The sequence below is a fragment of the Streptococcus mitis genome, assembly GCF_003944325.1.
Taxonomy (GTDB): Bacteria; Bacillota; Bacilli; order Lactobacillales; family Streptococcaceae; genus Streptococcus; species Streptococcus mitis_CW.
In genome coordinates this window covers 16,380-32,176 of sequence record NZ_RJPX01000006.1, presented here as the reverse complement: position 1 = coordinate 32,176, position 15,797 = coordinate 16,380, and the positions used below count along the sequence as shown (strand labels likewise).

20 protein-coding genes and 2 pseudogenes are annotated in these 15,797 nt (G+C 33.8%); 13 read left to right on the top strand and 9 right to left on the bottom strand.

Features of this window, described 5'->3' with window-relative positions; translation table 11 throughout:
- Positions 1–4 precede the first annotated feature (4 nt).
- The 3 genes from D8787_RS03270 (at position 5) to D8787_RS03260 (ending at position 3,009) form a co-directional block, all read left to right on the top strand.
- Positions 5–253, top strand: a complete 249-nt coding sequence (locus tag D8787_RS03270; RefSeq protein WP_001083626.1) for a MerR family transcriptional regulator — start codon at positions 5–7, stop codon at positions 251–253.
- 92 nt (positions 254–345) lie between these two features.
- On the top strand, positions 346–1,611 hold the full coding sequence (locus D8787_RS03265; RefSeq protein ID WP_125420739.1) for a tyrosine-type recombinase/integrase: 1,266 nt from the start codon (positions 346–348) through the stop codon (positions 1,609–1,611).
- 1,194 nt (positions 1,612–2,805) lie between these two features.
- Positions 2,806–3,009 (top strand): CPCC family cysteine-rich protein, encoded by a 204-nt coding sequence (locus D8787_RS03260; RefSeq protein WP_125420737.1) that lies wholly within the window; start codon positions 2,806–2,808, stop codon positions 3,007–3,009.
- Positions 3,010–3,217: 208 nt separating this feature from the next.
- Here D8787_RS03260 and D8787_RS03255 read toward each other — a convergent pair whose 3' ends face one another.
- The 5 genes from D8787_RS03255 to D8787_RS03235 form a co-directional block, all read right to left on the bottom strand.
- Positions 3,218–3,418, bottom strand: a complete 201-nt coding sequence (locus tag D8787_RS03255) for a 16S rRNA processing protein RimM (RefSeq protein WP_260471372.1) — start codon at positions 3,416–3,418, stop codon at positions 3,218–3,220.
- A gap of 65 nt (positions 3,419–3,483) precedes the next feature.
- A complete protein-coding gene (locus D8787_RS03250) occupies positions 3,484–3,726 on the bottom strand; it encodes a hypothetical protein (protein WP_185776737.1) in 243 nt (80 codons plus the stop codon).
- Positions 3,727–3,770: 44 nt separating this feature from the next.
- Positions 3,771–4,040, bottom strand: coding sequence for a hypothetical protein (locus D8787_RS03245; protein ID WP_125420735.1), 270 nt, complete (start codon positions 4,038–4,040; stop codon positions 3,771–3,773).
- Positions 4,033–4,314 carry a hypothetical protein gene (locus D8787_RS03240; protein WP_125420733.1) on the bottom strand — a complete coding sequence of 94 codons (282 nt, stop codon included), beginning with the start codon at positions 4,312–4,314 and terminating at the stop codon, positions 4,033–4,035. Before D8787_RS03240 ends, D8787_RS03245 begins: the two co-directional genes overlap by 8 nt.
- A 10-nt stretch (positions 4,315–4,324) precedes the next feature.
- Positions 4,325–4,513, bottom strand: a complete 189-nt coding sequence (locus tag D8787_RS03235; RefSeq protein ID WP_125420731.1) for a hypothetical protein — start codon at positions 4,511–4,513, stop codon at positions 4,325–4,327.
- A 353-nt stretch (positions 4,514–4,866) separates the two neighbouring features.
- On the opposite strand from D8787_RS03235, the pseudogene D8787_RS11825 reads away from it, so the two are divergent.
- From D8787_RS11825 to D8787_RS03220, 3 genes and pseudogenes are all read left to right on the top strand, one after another.
- Positions 4,867–5,052, top strand: a pseudogene (locus D8787_RS11825) (CPCC family cysteine-rich protein); the annotation flags it as partial.
- A 214-nt stretch (positions 5,053–5,266) separates the two neighbouring features.
- Positions 5,267–5,476, top strand: a complete 210-nt coding sequence (locus D8787_RS03225) for a CPCC family cysteine-rich protein (protein ID WP_125420727.1) — start codon at positions 5,267–5,269, stop codon at positions 5,474–5,476.
- A gap of 30 nt (positions 5,477–5,506) precedes the next feature.
- A complete protein-coding gene (locus tag D8787_RS03220; protein ID WP_125420725.1) occupies positions 5,507–5,722 on the top strand; it encodes a hypothetical protein in 216 nt (71 codons plus the stop codon).
- A 147-nt stretch (positions 5,723–5,869) separates the two neighbouring features.
- Here the strand turns inward: D8787_RS03220 and D8787_RS11405 are convergent, their stop codons facing one another.
- Both D8787_RS11405 and D8787_RS11400 read right to left on the bottom strand, forming a co-directional pair.
- Complete coding sequence (locus D8787_RS11405) at positions 5,870–6,025, bottom strand: hypothetical protein (RefSeq protein ID WP_185776736.1); 156 nt, start codon at positions 6,023–6,025, stop codon at positions 5,870–5,872.
- A 2-nt stretch (positions 6,026–6,027) separates the two neighbouring features.
- A complete protein-coding gene (locus D8787_RS11400) occupies positions 6,028–6,183 on the bottom strand; it encodes a hypothetical protein (protein ID WP_185776735.1) in 156 nt (51 codons plus the stop codon).
- A 458-nt stretch (positions 6,184–6,641) separates the two neighbouring features.
- Here D8787_RS11400 and D8787_RS03215 point away from each other — a divergent pair.
- Positions 6,642–6,899: pseudogene (locus D8787_RS03215) on the top strand (tyrosine-type recombinase/integrase); the annotation flags it as partial.
- A gap of 572 nt (positions 6,900–7,471) precedes the next feature.
- Positions 7,472–8,872 (top strand): hypothetical protein, encoded by a 1,401-nt coding sequence (locus D8787_RS12045; RefSeq protein ID WP_000728914.1) that lies wholly within the window; start codon positions 7,472–7,474, stop codon positions 8,870–8,872.
- 322 nt (positions 8,873–9,194) lie between these two features.
- Here the strand turns inward: D8787_RS12045 and D8787_RS03205 are convergent, their stop codons facing one another.
- Positions 9,195–9,521: a helix-turn-helix domain-containing protein gene (locus D8787_RS03205; RefSeq protein ID WP_000340950.1), complete on the bottom strand. Its 327-nt coding sequence runs from the start codon at positions 9,519–9,521 to the stop codon at positions 9,195–9,197.
- A 184-nt stretch (positions 9,522–9,705) separates the two neighbouring features.
- Here D8787_RS03205 and D8787_RS03200 point away from each other — a divergent pair, with 184 nt between their 5' ends.
- From D8787_RS03200 to D8787_RS03180, 5 genes are all read left to right on the top strand, one after another.
- On the top strand, positions 9,706–10,545 hold the full coding sequence (locus D8787_RS03200) for an excalibur calcium-binding domain-containing protein (protein WP_125420723.1): 840 nt from the start codon (positions 9,706–9,708) through the stop codon (positions 10,543–10,545).
- Positions 10,538–10,975 carry a thioredoxin domain-containing protein gene (locus D8787_RS03195; protein WP_125420721.1) on the top strand — a complete coding sequence of 146 codons (438 nt, stop codon included), beginning with the start codon at positions 10,538–10,540 and terminating at the stop codon, positions 10,973–10,975. The genes D8787_RS03200 and D8787_RS03195 overlap by 8 nt, the downstream gene beginning before the upstream one ends.
- 15 nt (positions 10,976–10,990) lie before the next feature.
- Positions 10,991–11,788 (top strand): hypothetical protein, encoded by a 798-nt coding sequence (locus D8787_RS03190; RefSeq protein ID WP_125420719.1) that lies wholly within the window; start codon positions 10,991–10,993, stop codon positions 11,786–11,788.
- A 10-nt stretch (positions 11,789–11,798) separates the two neighbouring features.
- Positions 11,799–12,536: a hypothetical protein gene (locus D8787_RS03185; protein WP_125420717.1), complete on the top strand. Its 738-nt coding sequence runs from the start codon at positions 11,799–11,801 to the stop codon at positions 12,534–12,536.
- Positions 12,537–12,542: 6 nt separating this feature from the next.
- Positions 12,543–13,646, top strand: a complete 1,104-nt coding sequence (locus tag D8787_RS03180; RefSeq protein WP_125420715.1) for a DUF6287 domain-containing protein — start codon at positions 12,543–12,545, stop codon at positions 13,644–13,646.
- Positions 13,647–14,376: 730 nt separating this feature from the next.
- Here the strand turns inward: D8787_RS03180 and D8787_RS03175 are convergent.
- Positions 14,377–15,744, bottom strand: coding sequence for a VapE domain-containing protein (locus tag D8787_RS03175; RefSeq protein ID WP_125420713.1), 1,368 nt, complete (start codon positions 15,742–15,744; stop codon positions 14,377–14,379).
- Between the last annotated feature and the right edge of the window lie 53 nt (positions 15,745–15,797).

Here is a 15,797-nt window from a genome sequence, read left to right as displayed (position 1 = left end):
AATAATGAACTCAGAACTATTTGAAATTAAAAACCTACTACTAAATCTCTTACAAATCCTACAACAGGAAACCCACATCTTCAATTATTGTGGTCTATATACCCAAAAAGACCTGTTGAATCTCCTTCAAATTTCTCCGAATACATTAAAATCTTGGGAAGAAAAAGGACTAAAACGACTGGAACCACCTATAGAAGGAACCAGAACTGTTTACTATAAACTTGAAAATGTTCTCCAATTCTTAGAGAAATAACATGAATTATGCTAAAATAGAACTGTCTGTTATGTATAGAAAATGTTCTATTTTAGCCTTTTTATTTTATATCCGTATAATGAAAGGGCATTATGACATCTGAAACTATAACTTACAATAACAAAAAGGTTATCAAAAAAACAAATTCAAACGGAGAGGTTAGTTATATTTTACGAGGCCTTTACTTAGGTATCGATGAAAAAACAGGCAAACAAGTAACAACGTCTATAACAGCTAAAACACTACGGCAACTTGACCGTAAAATCCTAACGGCTAGAGTTAATTTTGAAAAAGCAGGTGGAACGAGGAAAGAAGATAAACGATTATCCACTTTTTCTGAACTTGCAGAAGAATGGTTCAATAATTATCAAGTTTGGGTTACTTCTCATAATACAATCAATAGAGTGAAGGGATACGTATATAATTACATCATCCCTGCATTCGGAGATTACATTCCTGAAAAAATCACATCTGCTGACATTCAAAGATGGGTTAACAATCTCGCCCAAAAAGCTAGAACATCGATTGAATCAGGGAAAAAGCGTGCTGAAAAAGGTAGTGCAAAAGACTTTGGAGCAGTCACTCACAAACTTAGTGATATTTTCGATTTTGGCATCACACATTTTGGATTAACTAAAAACCCAGTGAAAACTATCAAAATCCCTCCAAAGCCTAAATTAGCTTCTCGTAGAACTATGGTCTTGCATGATGAAGAATTAAAAACATGGTTATCATTCTTAAAAACATTACCTAATAACAGAGCTAATCGACGATTTATTACCATCTGCAATTCCTTACTCGCTTCTGCATTGCGAATCAATGAGCTTCTAGCATTAGAAATAAATGACTTGGATTTCACAAACAATGAAATTATTGTAAATAAAACATTGATGTGGAAAAGCGCCAATAAGAAACTTGGTACTAAAGGATGTATGATTTGTAAACCAACCGCAAAAACCGATTCTGGTAATCGTCAGGTTCCCGTTCCAAACTCTACTCTCACTGACCTTAGGGATTTCTATACAGAAATGAATAACTATTTCAAAAAGCAAGGTCTACCTCAATCCAAGTTAATCTTTCCAACGATTTATGGAAATTATATGTGCGATAGAAACGAACGTGCTACTTTAAAAAAACGACTAACTTCTCTTGGTTTACCTGATTATGGTTTCCATATTTTCAGACATACTCATGCTTCAATGATGTTAAATGCTGGGGCAAACTGGAAAGAACTACAAGTTCGTATGGGACATAAATCTATCAACACAACTATGGATACCTACGCCGAGTTAGCACCGAAGAAGAAATTAGAGGCAGTAGATATTTATTTAGATAAAATAGCTGAACTATCTACTTAATCGTCTCTACATTTGTCTCTACATTTTTTCTTCAATAAATTACAAAGCCTTTAAAATAAAGGTTTTGAGGGGTTATATAGAACTCTGTCTACTCCTTACAGAGGTTAAGTAAGCATTCAATACGAATCAATACAGAAGAAAAACGCTGTTCCAAGCGTTTTTTTCTTTTTGTCAAATAACTTATATTTCAATTCAAACTCTCCTTATCCTACAATCTTTTTTGTAAAACTGATTTGATTCAGGTAATTTTAGGCCCCTACTGCACTTTACTACACTCGAGCTAGCAGATGTCATCATTTTTCACCTGTATTATACATGATGTGTAAAACGGAACTTGGTAACACGGGTTCTAATTTCAGTGAAATGGATTCAAGCCACAATCACACTCTGAGGAAATATAGAAATAAAAGCTTGAAATATTAGGTGTTATATGTTAGAATGAACTTACAATGTGAGTAAAGTTACAGCATATGTAACTAAAAAAGCCCCACCGTGCCACCGATGGGGTTTTTTGCTACCCTCTAAAAGGGTTAACCATTACTTTTTACGTTTCTTAAGCCATAACTTGAAAAGCTCAGATAACACGTTAATCAGTAACGGAGCTAGAAACACTGTGAGTAAAGTTTCTAACATATGTAACACCTCCCTTCCTTAAAGTGAGGGGGCCAAAATATTATATCATATCAGATTTATATCATCAACATCGTGTAATTTTTGGAATAGATAGACTTAGATACACAAATAACCTTACTAGCAAATCTCTAAACAAACTCAGAAATCAACCTTTTAAGACAAAGAAAAAAGCCCACTGTTGTAGGCTTTCTGTAAGATATTTCTTAAAATTAAAGCATTTTATTATCTTGCTAGATTTAGATAGAGAAAAGTAGGCCTAATCCTGCTATAAATCTAACTTGATTTTCTCAAAAACTATTAAATTCAAATAAGTTGAGAAAACATAAAGGGTAACAAAAAAGAACTTAAAATGATGAGTTCAGCAGGCAAGAAACTAGCACGGTCAAACGTGATTTTTTATTACCTGATAATACTATCCACATCTAGAAAACTCACTCAATTATTAGCAATCCCCCTCGATTTGCAGTATAATGATGGAAAGGTGCGTTGATATTGACGGTTTATCGAAAAATTGGGATACCATTACAATTACAATCAATGAATAGAGAAAGAGGGATTGATATGGATAAATCAAAAGAGACTTGGGTAATTGATGGCTATTTATGGTTGCATTGCCCTGTTTGTGGAACTGAAGTTATGGACTACGATATCTGTGATGTCTGTCGTTGGCATAATACTGGTATTATAAATATTGACGGTGTCCCAAATAAAATGACTCTAGCCGAAGCCAAAGAAGCTTACGCAAAAGGTTTACCGCTTAGATAACAAAAGCCCCTAGAATCGTTTCTAAGGGCTGATTTATTTGCAAGGATAGTCAGGACTGTCGGGGCTCCTGCATTTCTCGACCCACTATAAGTGGCGCGTTGGTGACAGATTCTCAACCTCTATCCTTCATATCTTCATTATAGCACTTTTTTCTCAACTTTCAATCTGTGCATCTGAATTTATTGTCTATCTTTTTCTTTAGTGTACTTCAACCATATTGTACTTCAACCTCACTCATGATTTCCAGCAAAGTTTTCCCTTTAATCTGTAGAGAAATTAACTCATCAAAAGATGACACTTTATATTCATTATCTCCAATCACCACTACAATATCATGAACAGAATTAGGAAAAATACCACATACTTGATCCTTATAATCAAAGGAAGCATCCCAACTATTGTCATACAATTCTCATAAATCATCAAATATTGCCATAATATATCTTGATTCTCCTATATAAGATATTCCATAACTTATCCAAAACCGTATGAAAATTTATCCGGCAACTCTTTTCCTAATTTAATACTTTTAATCAAAGTATCTTTGACAAACGAAGTAAATTGTCCTAAATCATCTCCAACATAGCTATATTCCAAAGTAGTTTTATCGATAGTTGCAATTCCTCTACAAGCTCCACTAACAATAGAATACTGCCTCTTAGACGAGCTATCTTCTATTTTGTACATCGTAATAATTTGTTTATCAATCTTTGTCATTTTCTATTTAGTGTAAAATAAGGCACTGGAATTATTCTTGGCTCTCAAAAATATAATTGCAACAAGGTATCAAAATCGTCTTCGAAAACATTTTGACTATTTTGCTTTATTTGCTCAATGATTTTATCCTTTTTATCTCTGTCTAAAGGTAGTGTTTCAAACGCTTCTTCTTTTACTAAGAATTCACCATTTTCTCCCTTAAATTCTTTTGTAATTTTTCTAATATGACTCTCGAAATCGATAGATTGAAGCTCTTCGTCGTTGATGTTATCTTCAATCGCATCTAGTAACAAACTAATTGAAATTTTAATCATCTTTAAATACTTCCCTATGCGTAAATACCGCCACTTTATTCATCAAGTCGTCCTCTGTGTAGTCGATTGTAAAAGTATCTAAACTAAAGATAGATTTAGGGGGAGTTGAACAAATCATAGGAACACTATGTACCCTATACTCTTTTTCCCCAATTCTCACAAAATGATTGATTTTCAAATCTGAAAAATCAGGATTCTCAACAGTAATAGAAACAAGACGATGCGCTATTTTATAAACATCAATTATCTTATTTTTCGTGTTTAACTTATCCATAATTATTATTTTAATACTTATGTTCTTGGTAATCAAAACCTATTTTAGATTTAATACTATGAAATAAATCTAAAATAGATTGTGGAGTGTCTTTCTTAAACGATAAAGAAGGTTTATCTTGATCTGGATAAACTTGGTCAACCCACTCATCAATTTGATTATAAAAAATCAACAGCTCTTTGCTTGGTGGTATCATCATATCTAGAACGAAACCTCCTTTACTTTAACTTCATTATAAACTTTCCTATCCTAATATTCAATCAACAAGAGACCATTACGATAGCTTTTTAGAAAATGGTAAGTAGCCTTTTCTGTCTCTTTAATTCTCATGATTTGATTTCTTATACTCAATGAAAATCAAAATGCAAACTAGGAAGCTAGCCGCAGGCTGTGCTCGAGTTCAGCAGGCAAGGAACTAGCACGGTCAAACGTGCTTTTTTATTACCTAATAATACTATCATACCACATCTAGAATACACACTCAATTATTAGCAATCCCCCTCGGTTTGCAGTATAATGATGGAAAGGTGGGTTTATGAAGGAGGGATTTATATGGATAAATCAAAAAAGACATGGGAAATTGATGGTTTTCTATGGCTTCATTGCCCTGTTTGCGGAACTGAAGTTATGGACTATGATATCTGTGACGTTTGTCGTTGGCAAAATACAGGTATTATAAATATTGACGGTGGCCCTAACAAGATTACTCTCGCCGAAGCCAAAGAAGCTTACGCAAGGAGAAAAATCGTAAAAATTATAGAATTTGATACGGTGTTGTTAAAAAACGGTCAAACGGCGACAATTGTCGAAAAGTTAAGTGAAGATACTTTTATTGCTGACATAGGTGATTCACCCAAAGACTGGGATACCATAACAATCACAATCAATGATATTGAAAAAGTAGTGTATAGAAATGGCTAATATATTTGTATAGTGTTGGGAGTAACCTTGAATGAATAAAACTGGAAAAAAGAACATAATAATGGTTGATGGATGGGAACATGTGAATTGTCCTGTGTGCGGAAATTTAGTAGAAACATATGATATTTGCTATGTTTGTCGTTGGCAAAATACAGGAGCATTTAATATCGATGGCGGTCCAAATAAAATGACCCCTGCGGAGGCTAAAGAAGCTTATGTTAATGGAATTCCAATAATATAACAGACTATAGTACTACGAAAGGAGAGACTGATGGATCTTAGAAAATTTAATAATAAGGTTGTCAGAATCACCGATATTGATGGCCAAATATTTAAAGGCGTAGCTCTTTACGAAGACAAAGATGTCTATGATGAAGAACTTGATGGATTGTCTGTTAATTCTGGAACCGGATGGACAAAACTCTTTGAAGATGAAATAAAGGAAATTGAAATTACTGATAAAATCAACCAATCAAAAAGCCCCTAGATTCGTTTCTAAGGGCTTATTTATTGACAAGGATAGGCAGGACTGTCGGGCTTCCTGCATTTCTCGATCCACTATAAGTGGCGCGTTGGTGACAGATTCTCAACCTCTATCCTTCATGTCTTCATTATAGCACCTTTTTTGTCAACTTTAAAGTTTACCAATTGTATCCTTGATGCTCTGCCATAGTTCTTCGTTAGTTAATCCTCCATACTTCTTTTCAATTTCATCAATAGGGGAAATTGTAATTTCAGCAGGTTGTGAGATCCAAAACTTCTCTTCATCCTTTACCAAGATATAAGTCATAACTAATCAATCCTCTCCAGTTTAAGTGTTCTTACGAACTCTTCCCACTCACGATCCAAATCCTCAACAGTCTTATCCTTATTTTGTTCGTGAATGGCCTCAAAATCAATATTATCATCTTCGCCTTCTGGCCAATCATATATATCTTTTTTATCCATATCATTCAATCCTTTCAAATTCGAATTTAAACACCTCAGATAAAATTTTAAACTCTTTCTCTTACGCTTTAACTTCATTATAAACTTTCCCATCCTAATGTTCAATCAACAAGAGATTATTACGATAGCTTTTTAGTTTCTTTTCTACTTCGTTAGTGGTCAAGCTGCTACTCCTTTATGATATAATTAGTTTAAAGAGAAGTGAGGTAGAAATGATAGTGTCGCTACGCAACTTCATAGTATGAGATGACGGGACAGGCACACCGTCCACTACTCTTGAGCGCTTAGATTTTTCTAAGTGCTTTTTTTTGCATTTTCTCGGCGTTCGCTCTTGGTTCAAGTCCATTCTCCATACTATTTGATAAGGAATTAAGGCAAGTTATTGCTTTGCTTATCTGCTTATCATTTTGTAAACATCAAATTTAAAATGATAGACTTTTAAACTTCTCTTATTTCCTCAATACCCAAACAATAAAACACTAGCAACACGTTTAAACACACGTTTCAAACATGCTGGTGTACCTAATATTGGATTCCACGGTTTTAGACACACACACGCTAGTCTTTTGCTAAACTCTGGAATACCATATAAAGAATTGCAACACCGTCTAGGTCATTCTACACTAGCTATGACTATGGACACTTACAGTCATCTCTCCAAAGAAAAAGCAAAAACAGCCGTCTCATTTTATGAGAAAGCTGTTAGTTCTTTGTGAAGGGGGACAAAAAGGGGGACAAACCCAGAAATCAACATTTTAAGACAAAGCAAAAAGCCCACTGTTGTAGGCTTTCTGTAAGATATATCTTAAAATTAAAGCATTTTGTTGTAGAATAGATTTAGTATAAATTACACTTTGGTATGCTTTATAAATGTTGATTCTGTAGTATTTTTAGAATTTACATATTAAATAAAATAGATTAAACTTTACTCCGAGGTGGACAAAAAGGAGTACAAATTTCATGGTGATGAGTTCAGTAGGCAAGTAAGAAGTACCGTTTAGGTGCTTTTTATTTTACCCCATTCATCTTGTAGATTAAGGTGTATATTTTACATTTACTAGAGTTAAAAAATTATTAAAAACATTAACTAATATATATGTAACTGTGATATAATTAGGATAGTGTTTAACAATGTTTTAAACATAAATATAAAACAGGAGGTGTTTTATGAAAATATAGTGATATTACTTGATTTATGGTATAATAATTTACGATTTATATTTAAGTAATAAAGTTTAAATGACTTCTTATTGCTTGAAATGAATTATAAAACAAAGGAGTATTTAAAGTGAAAAAGAAAAACACAATTATTACAGCGCTTATAGCATTGTTTATAGTTTTTGCTGGTGTTAAGTCTGTCTCAGCAGACCATGTAATTAATAAAAGCGAGACTGAAAGAATTAGTAAAATAATAAATGATATTCCAAAGAAGACGAAAGCTATTTGGGATGAAGATTTTAAAATGCAAAATCAAAAAATTGCTCGAAATAGTGGCGTATTTTACTGGGGTAAAAATGGAGAACTTGCTTGGTATCAGCCTGAAAATGAAATTATATTAGACCCTTTAAATGTAACCGAATATGAGAAAATACATTATGGTTACCCTTTTGATGATGTTGGTTTAGTCTCGAGTGTCTATATTGCTGAAACAAACCGCCTTAGAGGGTATGATAGTTTTGATAAAATCAAAAAAGAGTTTGATAAAGACAAAGAGGAACAAGCAAAGAGACATAAAGAATACATAGAAAAACTTAAAGAAACTAGAAGAAACAGGTCAGAAGAAAAGAAAAGACAAGAAGCTGAGTATATAGAAAGAATAATTGCAGATAAAAAATATGCAAACAGTGAAGATTTAAAATATGTGGGAGATGTTCTCAGAAATAATTGGGGTATATTCTACTGGGGGGAAGCAGGCGTACTTGCTTGGTATCATCCTGAAACAGGAAAAGTCGAAGACCCCTATGAATCTAAAACGATTAGCCAAACTACTGGGAACCCTTTTGAGGGTGGAGATACACCCTATGCTGACTATGTTGCAGAAATAAATAAGCGTAGAGGATATGACTCTCTTGAAAAAATTAAAGAGGGAATAAAGAAACCTAAGAGTGATACTACAGTTAAAGCTGAAGAACCATTAAAAAAACAGGAGAATGAACTGAAGCAAAAGAAAGTAGACGAAAGTACTACTAAAAAAGAAGAAGCTACAACACAGAAACAAGGTTGGGTGCAAGAAAATGGTAAATGGTTCTACTATGACCAATCAAAGAACAAGCAATCTGGCTGGGTTCAAGTAAACGGTGCATGGTATTACCTAGCACAAGATGGAGAAATGAAGACTGGTTGGTTAAATCAAGGAGGCTCTTGGTACTATTTGACTGATTCAGGCTCTATGAAAACAGGTTGGCAAAAAGTTAATGGAACTTGGTATTATCTCAACGGTTCAGGAGCTATGCAAACAGGTTGGCTCAATCAATCTGGTACATGGTACTACCTAAACAGCTCAGGCTCTATGCAGACTGGCTGGCTTAGTCAAAGTGGTACTTGGTATTACCTCACTGAATCAGGTTCTATGAAAACTGGTTGGTATCAAGTCAGCACTAAATGGTACTACTCTTATAGCTCAGGAGCATTAGCAGTAAGCACTACAGTTGATGGTTATACTGTAAATGCTAATGGGGAATGGATTTAGTAACACGTTTTTTAAGAAAATAGATAAGCGCTGAATATTCAGATTCAGTGCTTTCTTTTTTCTTTTTGTTTTTTAATCGACTTCTTCAATAAAGAAAAATAATTCTCATTCCTTGTCTAAATAACGTAACTTCTAACCCTTGCAATATGCAAAAAGTACAGATAATTTCGAATTACCTGACCTACAGATTACTATTAAAAATTACTTCGAGAGAGACTATAACAATCTGAAGCATGATGGAGATAGCAATAGATACTAAAGTAACTATCTACGGTTGGATAGCTTTAGGATAAATTACACTTTAGGTGCTTTTTATTTATCACTAACTATCTTGGCTTAATTCAAGTATTTCCATCACCTTATGAACAATCATCTTATGCTGTGGGTGTTTCTGAATCTTCAATAACAGCTCCATCATCTCAGTATCTTGTGGGACAGAATAAGGTAAGAAAAAATCACTCAACGGAACTTCTAAAGCATCAACAATCTTCACAAAAGTTTCCAAAGAGATATTTCTATGACTATTCTCTATCTGACTGATATAAGGAACGCTTAGATTTGTTCTTTCTGCTAATTCTTGTTGTGTAATCTTCTTTGAAACTCGTAAGTCTCGTATCTGATTACTTATATTTTCTAATATATCATCCATTCCTTCACCCTCTATGTTAAATCTACTATCTATCTTATAGATTAAACAATCAGGTTTACATTCTCTATGGTTTAATATTTGTTGAAAATATATTCTATTGTTAAAGTTTATGTGATATAATTATAACTATTAGGAAATATTTATTTTATTTCATTAAATAAAGTTAAACATTTGGAGGTTATATATGCTTAAAAAGCTTAAGGAATTAAGCAAAGAACAAAAGATTATAGGTGGTATTGTACTATTGCTTATCCTCATTTTGTTCTTCACACTACTAACTAGCGGTAGCACTAAACACTCACAAGTTCAAACTAAGGCTAGTGATTCTGTCAAACAGTCTTCACAAGTTAAACAGTCTAGTTCATCTTCCTCTACTTCATCATCCAGTAGTGAAACTAGCTCTAAAATAGAGAAATGGTCTCCAACTGGACATATAGCTGTAGATGCTTATCTAAATACACCACAAATTAAAATCATACTGCGAGCCAAAGCACTGAGAGAGGTAGCACACAAACTCTCTAACACAGATAAACTCTACGAAGTTGAAGCTGAGGTAATTGGGATTGAAGAAAAAGATGAATACCGTGAGTACAACATAACAGGTAAGAAGCTTCTTATCCGTACACCTGAATCACTAGCTGTGAAAATGAATGAACTTATGGTCTATACAGGAAATACAGTATCTTTAGAAAAATATGATTCAATCGATAAAGGTTCGTTAGTAATCAGTGAAGTGAGAAAAACAGAAAAAGCACAAGAAGAGGAAAAAGCAAGTATTGAAGCCTCCAAATCAAAAGAGGAGGAAAGGAAAGCATCTTCACGAGAAAAAGAGCAAGAACAAGCTTCATCTCACACCACAACCACTCCTACACAATCGTCTACATCTGCTCCACAATCAAATTTAAGACCGTTCAAAAACTGTAAGGAAGCACGAAAAGCAGGACGTGTAAACATACCTGCTAGTGACCCACAATATGGTCCATGGCTAGATAGAGACAAAGACGGATACGGATGTGATGAATAGTAAAAAAGTTCTTATTCTACTTTCACTACAACTTATTATCATCGTCACATTCACAGCATGCTTAAATACTCTACCACAAACAGAATACCAGATAGCTATAAAGAGACTCCAAAAGATAAGTATAGAGGCTGTGGAACAGAAAATACAACATCAAGAAAGCTTTTATCTATACACAGGGAGAGAAAGTTGTCCATACTGTCAAGAATTTGCTCCAAAGCTTGCGGAAGCAGTAGATAAAACTGAGACAACTGTGTATTACTTGGATAGTGAGAATATAGATAAGACAAGTTGGAATAATTTCAAAACAACTGTAGGATTCAAAACAATCCCCAATCTCACTTACTTCACAAATGGTATAGTATATGACAGATTACCGAATGCAAGTCAAGCTAGTGTTGAAGTAATTGAATCGTTTATAAGAAAGGAATAAATTAGGATAGTAAGCATGAACAAGATTTTTAAATACATTATAGGATTTACATTAATATTTCCTCTTTTAATTTTATTTTATGCTTGTATGGAATCAAGCAATCATAAGCAACAATATGCTAAAGATACGGAACGTGTTACTAAGCTAGTTGAAGCACTAGAAAATANCACAACAAATATTAAATCAAATATAACGCTAGAGGAAGCTTTGAAGCTTGTTTCTGATGATAGTGAATTGTCATCTGTTAAAAAGGAAATTCAACATCTAAAAGATACATACAAAACCGATTACGAGAATAAATTCAGTGACTTATCTAATCGTGTATTTAAAGTAGAATCGAAACTTAATACACAAATCGAAAAGATTAAAGAAGAAAAAGAGCGACAAGAGCGACAAGAACGAGAAGAACGGGAAAAACAGAAAAAATTGAAAGAGGAAGCAGAGAAAAAATCTAAAGAATCTGAGAAAAAGTCCAGTGAAGAAAACAGAAAAGTGGACTTAGATGCTTTCTATAATGCAATTCAAGACGGTGTAGATAAAGTAAATACACAATCAGGAGTACATATGCTTGAAATGGAAAAAACATCTGTAACACCTGGCATCAGAATCATTCTCACAGAAAATAACGCTTCGTATTCAAACAAAGAACTTAGAGCAATTATCAGTGCATTAAACAAATCTTTATATAAAATTGCCAAATCCCACGGAGTAAATAGCCCTAGATTCTATTACACTCTCAGTGGAGAAGAAGTCGCTGTAAATCGCTATGTAATGGCACCTGATGAAGTTAAGTTTTCTGGAATATTAAAATAGGAGAGCGCTAATGAATATAGGAAAAATAATTAAAATAACTGAAGCTACAGTTTACATAGGTTATGAAGATGGAAGTTTAAAGGAAATTGCCATTGAATCTTGTGACTTTGAACCTAGTATAGGGGATTATGTAGAAGTTTATGAAGGTATTGTCATAAAAGTCGACATCAACAAGAACAACATAGAGAAAAAGAACAAATCTAAAAAAATAGGAATTATAGTCACTCTACTATTACTGTTTGTAATTATTGTTATAAGTTTTATAAATACTAAGGAACAAATTTCAAACAATCAAACAACTTCAAGTTCAACATCAAAACAAATTTCATCATCCCAAAAAAGTAGCTCTACCTCTTCATCTTCCTTAAAGGAAAGTAGTTCCAGTTCCTCATCCTCAGTACCATCAAAACCTAAGATTACTGTAGATAATGATAAAGCAAATTATAGTGAAGTAGACTATAACAAGTGGAATCATGATGAAATAGCCGTAGATACTAAAGTAAGAGTATATGGTAAAGTTTTACAAGTTATGGAAGATGGGAAAGCCTATACACTGCGTGTAGCCATAAATGATGACTATGATAAAATTATTTTGGTTTCTATTCCTTCTGAATACAACAATAGAGTTATAGCCGAAGATGACCATATAACATTGTACGGACTAGTAAAAGGAAGACAAAGTTATGAAACGGTCTTTAAATCCACAAAAACACTACCTCTCATGGTTGCCTATATGTACGAGAACTAATACTACATGAAAAATAAAAAACATAACCAAATTATTCACGTTTCAGAAACACATATTATCATTCGACTCCACACAAACGAGACTCTAAATGTTCCTATCAATGAGTTAACTTTTCATCCTAAAGTAAATGATATTGTTGAAGTTTACCAAAATCAGAATCACGTAGTAGTTTGTCCTCTACCACAGAACAACAAGCTTTGGATTCTTATATCCTCAATTACACTTCTACTTCTTACCATTATAGGAGCTACTTTTTTATTCTTTAGACATCCAGATAGGAATATAGAAACCGTAGATAGTCACTCTTCACAACAAATCTCATCTACTACTTCTAGTTCCTCTGCATCATCCAGCTCTTCTTCCAGCACATCTACTACAAGCTCTAGCTCAAATGAAGATACTATCATAGATACGACAGCCGAAGAACTTCGAGATATGGAGAATGATGGTAGATTAAAGACTGGTCAACTATACCGCTTCACAGCAGAACTAACACGCCAAAAGTTTTGGGAAGCATACGTAGGACACTTTAAAGCTCTAAATACATACCATACTATTTGGGTAAAAGCTAGTAATGCTCCTATGACTGGTGTACAAGTACAAATTAAGAAATCTATGATTGAGGGATGGCAAGAAGGAGCGACCGTTACTTTCACAGTCAAAATCATGGAAGACTCTGAAAAATTTCAATTCTGGGTTGCTACTGATACCACACTTATCACGACTCCCACAGAAGAAAAGAACACAGAAAATACAACACAAGAAATTGATACACAGGCTATTCTACATGGAGACTACTCTAGTATAGCTGGTACTTGGAGGAATGAACTAGGATATGAAATAGTGTTTAATAAGAATGGGTTAACAAAAGGAGGACAGATAAGTAAAGCAGGGATTTCAAACGAAGGAGTTATAGGATTTGATGTCAGAACAGGACCTACAGGATACGGAATAGGCATTTATCCTCCTGGTATAAGTATCCCCTTTAAACGTTTTGAAAATAATCGTTTGATATCAGTTGAAGATAAATCTGATAAAACAAAAATTAGAATTATAGCTGGACAAAATGCTCCAGATAAATCCGAACAAGTTTTTTATAAAACAGACTAAATCACAATTGACTCTACTTATAAGATATACCTTAACATCTGAAAATCCCTGCAATTACTCATTGCAGGGATTTTGTATATCCTTTATATCACATGAACCTCCTTCAGATAATTCCACACTACTAACACATTTTTGATATAGAGAGTTAATCGGTGAATAGCAAAATTTACATAAATTCATTACTATTCTATTTTTTAATCGACCCTTAGAAATCCCATTATCACGCGCATTACTAACCACAAACACAAAAAGATAAATTGATACATTTGTACAGTACAAACTGATAGCTGAATCAAGTCAACACTACAAAAACATGAAATTCTATAATGTAAAACCTCTTTAAATAGCTAGTTTTATTCTCTATTTTATCTCACAAGCATACGCCTTTATGCCGTGAAAGCAAATTGACAGTAAGTAGGCACAAAGTACGCTAAGAACGTCTCAGACGAAAGGCTTTAGTTTTTCGGATGGACAGTTCAGTTGTACGAGAGTGCCTTGTTTCTTGCTGTCAATTAGACCATGGAATAAATTAGGCGTATTTGGTACTTAACAAAGCGTTTCACTCCTTTGCCTTCGCTCGTGGCGGGCTAGTCGTTCACACTTTGTAGTAATGTAGTAAAACACTTCTCTACTTACCCTTATTATATAATTCTAACTATTTTTACAAGAATAATACTACAATACTACAAAAGGAGTAAATAACTAGTGTTATCGCCACTTTTGCCTGTAGTTACTCTGTAGCTTCTAGACGTTCATAGACACGTGTTGGACTACATGTGCTACAAGGTCGCTTATTCTTAACGACTTCAAAATCATTACGATTATCCAGTACCTCACGGATTTTCGAAGCTCGTTTACTACTTCGTCCTCTACCAGTGTCTTCATCAAACAGTATGTAAGCTAGTTCACTTGTGTAAGTAACAGTCACTAAGCCTGATTCCTTTGCGCTCCAATACTCTCGGGTTTCTTTCTCATATCCCTTCCATATACGGTAGTATTCCCTCTTCTCAGATAGAGTATAATGTCTCCAATTATCAGGTACAATAAACTCATCCAGAAATTCATTTATTAGTTCTCTCTCTATATCCTCTTCTTTGAAGTCGCTTTGAATATCTTCCAATCTTTCTAAAGTCGTTCTACTTGGAAACATAATTCCATATTGGTAGAATAGAAATCTAGCTTCAGCAAGAATTTGCAAGAAGTAATCTTCTGAAACATTCATCGGATGCTCATCAACAACAATTTCTCCACAATTCAAAGGATAGAATCTTCTTTCAACTTCAAAATCCCTGAGAAATGCTTTAGAATTTCCAGTTGCAATAAATACATTATGTCTTGGTTGTCTTTTGTGAGTTTTATACAATTCCCTACACATATCGTATGAAGCACTAAGGAATCCCTTAACTCTATTTATATCACTCTTCTTTAGTCCCTGTAATTCTGGAATCTCTACAACACATACGTATTTAAGCATCCTATAGTCTTCTTGTGTTTTTCCAAATGAAATAGGAGTATCAGTAAAAGCATCAGGCAATAAACGACGAGCTACTGTACTTTTTCCTATTCCTTGTGGACCAATCAAGACAGGTACATTATCAAATTTGATACCTGGTTTATATACACGTCCAATTAGACCTGTTAAAAACATCTGGGATACTTCACGTGTGTATATATTATTCTCACACCCTAACAGTTTATGAAAGAAGTATTTCACACGAGGTACTCCATCCCAGTCAAGACTTTCTATCCGTTCCTTTACAGGATTAAATATCCATCTACGTGCTACTTCTAATACAGCATCTTCAATATAATCCTTTTTAGGAGTAAAGTGAAACTGTTTATCAATATATACCGAGAACAAAGAAGTGTCTTCGCTATTCCATTCTCCTTTCAGAGTTCCCCAAGGCGTATTATCTAGTTTTTCAACTGCTCCTGTGAACTCATTGTAACCTAATAATGACATCTTAGATTCAAATGATTCTAAGATAAGCACTACGTTTTGAGGTGAACTGACAGGTTTCCCTGAATTATTGAGATTAAATTTAGGCATGTCAAGAACTTTATCCTCTGTCTCCTGTTTTTTAAAAATGATTGTCATAAACAACTCCTTCTATTGGTAACGTAATTACACTATATAGCATAATTGATAGC

Coding starts and splice junctions, on each gene's coding strand:
- D8787_RS03205 (WP_000340950.1), bottom strand. CDS start 9,521: ATGGATGATATATTAGAAAATATAAGTAATCAGATACGAGACTTACGA.
- D8787_RS03265 (WP_125420739.1), top strand. CDS start 346: ATGACATCTGAAACTATAACTTACAATAACAAAAAGGTTATCAAAAAA.
- D8787_RS03240 (WP_125420733.1), bottom strand. CDS start 4,314: ATGGATAAGTTAAACACGAAAAATAAGATAATTGATGTTTATAAAATA.
- D8787_RS03225 (WP_125420727.1), top strand. CDS start 5,267: ATGAATAAAACTGGAAAAAAGAACATAATAATGGTTGATGGATGGGAA.
- D8787_RS03175 (WP_125420713.1), bottom strand. CDS start 15,744: ATGACAATCATTTTTAAAAAACAGGAGACAGAGGATAAAGTTCTTGAC.
- D8787_RS03245 (WP_125420735.1), bottom strand. CDS start 4,040: ATGATTAAAATTTCAATTAGTTTGTTACTAGATGCGATTGAAGATAAC.
- D8787_RS03195 (WP_125420721.1), top strand. CDS start 10,538: ATGAATAGTAAAAAAGTTCTTATTCTACTTTCACTACAACTTATTATC.
- D8787_RS03220 (WP_125420725.1), top strand. CDS start 5,507: ATGGATCTTAGAAAATTTAATAATAAGGTTGTCAGAATCACCGATATT.
- D8787_RS11400 (WP_185776735.1), bottom strand. CDS start 6,183: ATGGATAAAAAAGATATATATGATTGGCCAGAAGGCGAAGATGATAAT.
- D8787_RS11405 (WP_185776736.1), bottom strand. CDS start 6,025: ATGACTTATATCTTGGTAAAGGATGAAGAGAAGTTTTGGATCTCACAA.
- D8787_RS03185 (WP_125420717.1), top strand. CDS start 11,799: ATGAATATAGGAAAAATAATTAAAATAACTGAAGCTACAGTTTACATA.
- D8787_RS03260 (WP_125420737.1), top strand. CDS start 2,806: ATGGATAAATCAAAAGAGACTTGGGTAATTGATGGCTATTTATGGTTG.
- D8787_RS03180 (WP_125420715.1), top strand. CDS start 12,543: ATGAAAAATAAAAAACATAACCAAATTATTCACGTTTCAGAAACACAT.
- D8787_RS03270 (WP_001083626.1), top strand. CDS start 5: ATGAACTCAGAACTATTTGAAATTAAAAACCTACTACTAAATCTCTTA.
- D8787_RS03200 (WP_125420723.1), top strand. CDS start 9,706: ATGCTTAAAAAGCTTAAGGAATTAAGCAAAGAACAAAAGATTATAGGT.
- D8787_RS03235 (WP_125420731.1), bottom strand. CDS start 4,513: ATGATGATACCACCAAGCAAAGAGCTGTTGATTTTTTATAATCAAATT.
- D8787_RS03250 (WP_185776737.1), bottom strand. CDS start 3,726: ATGACAAAGATTGATAAACAAATTATTACGATGTACAAAATAGAAGAT.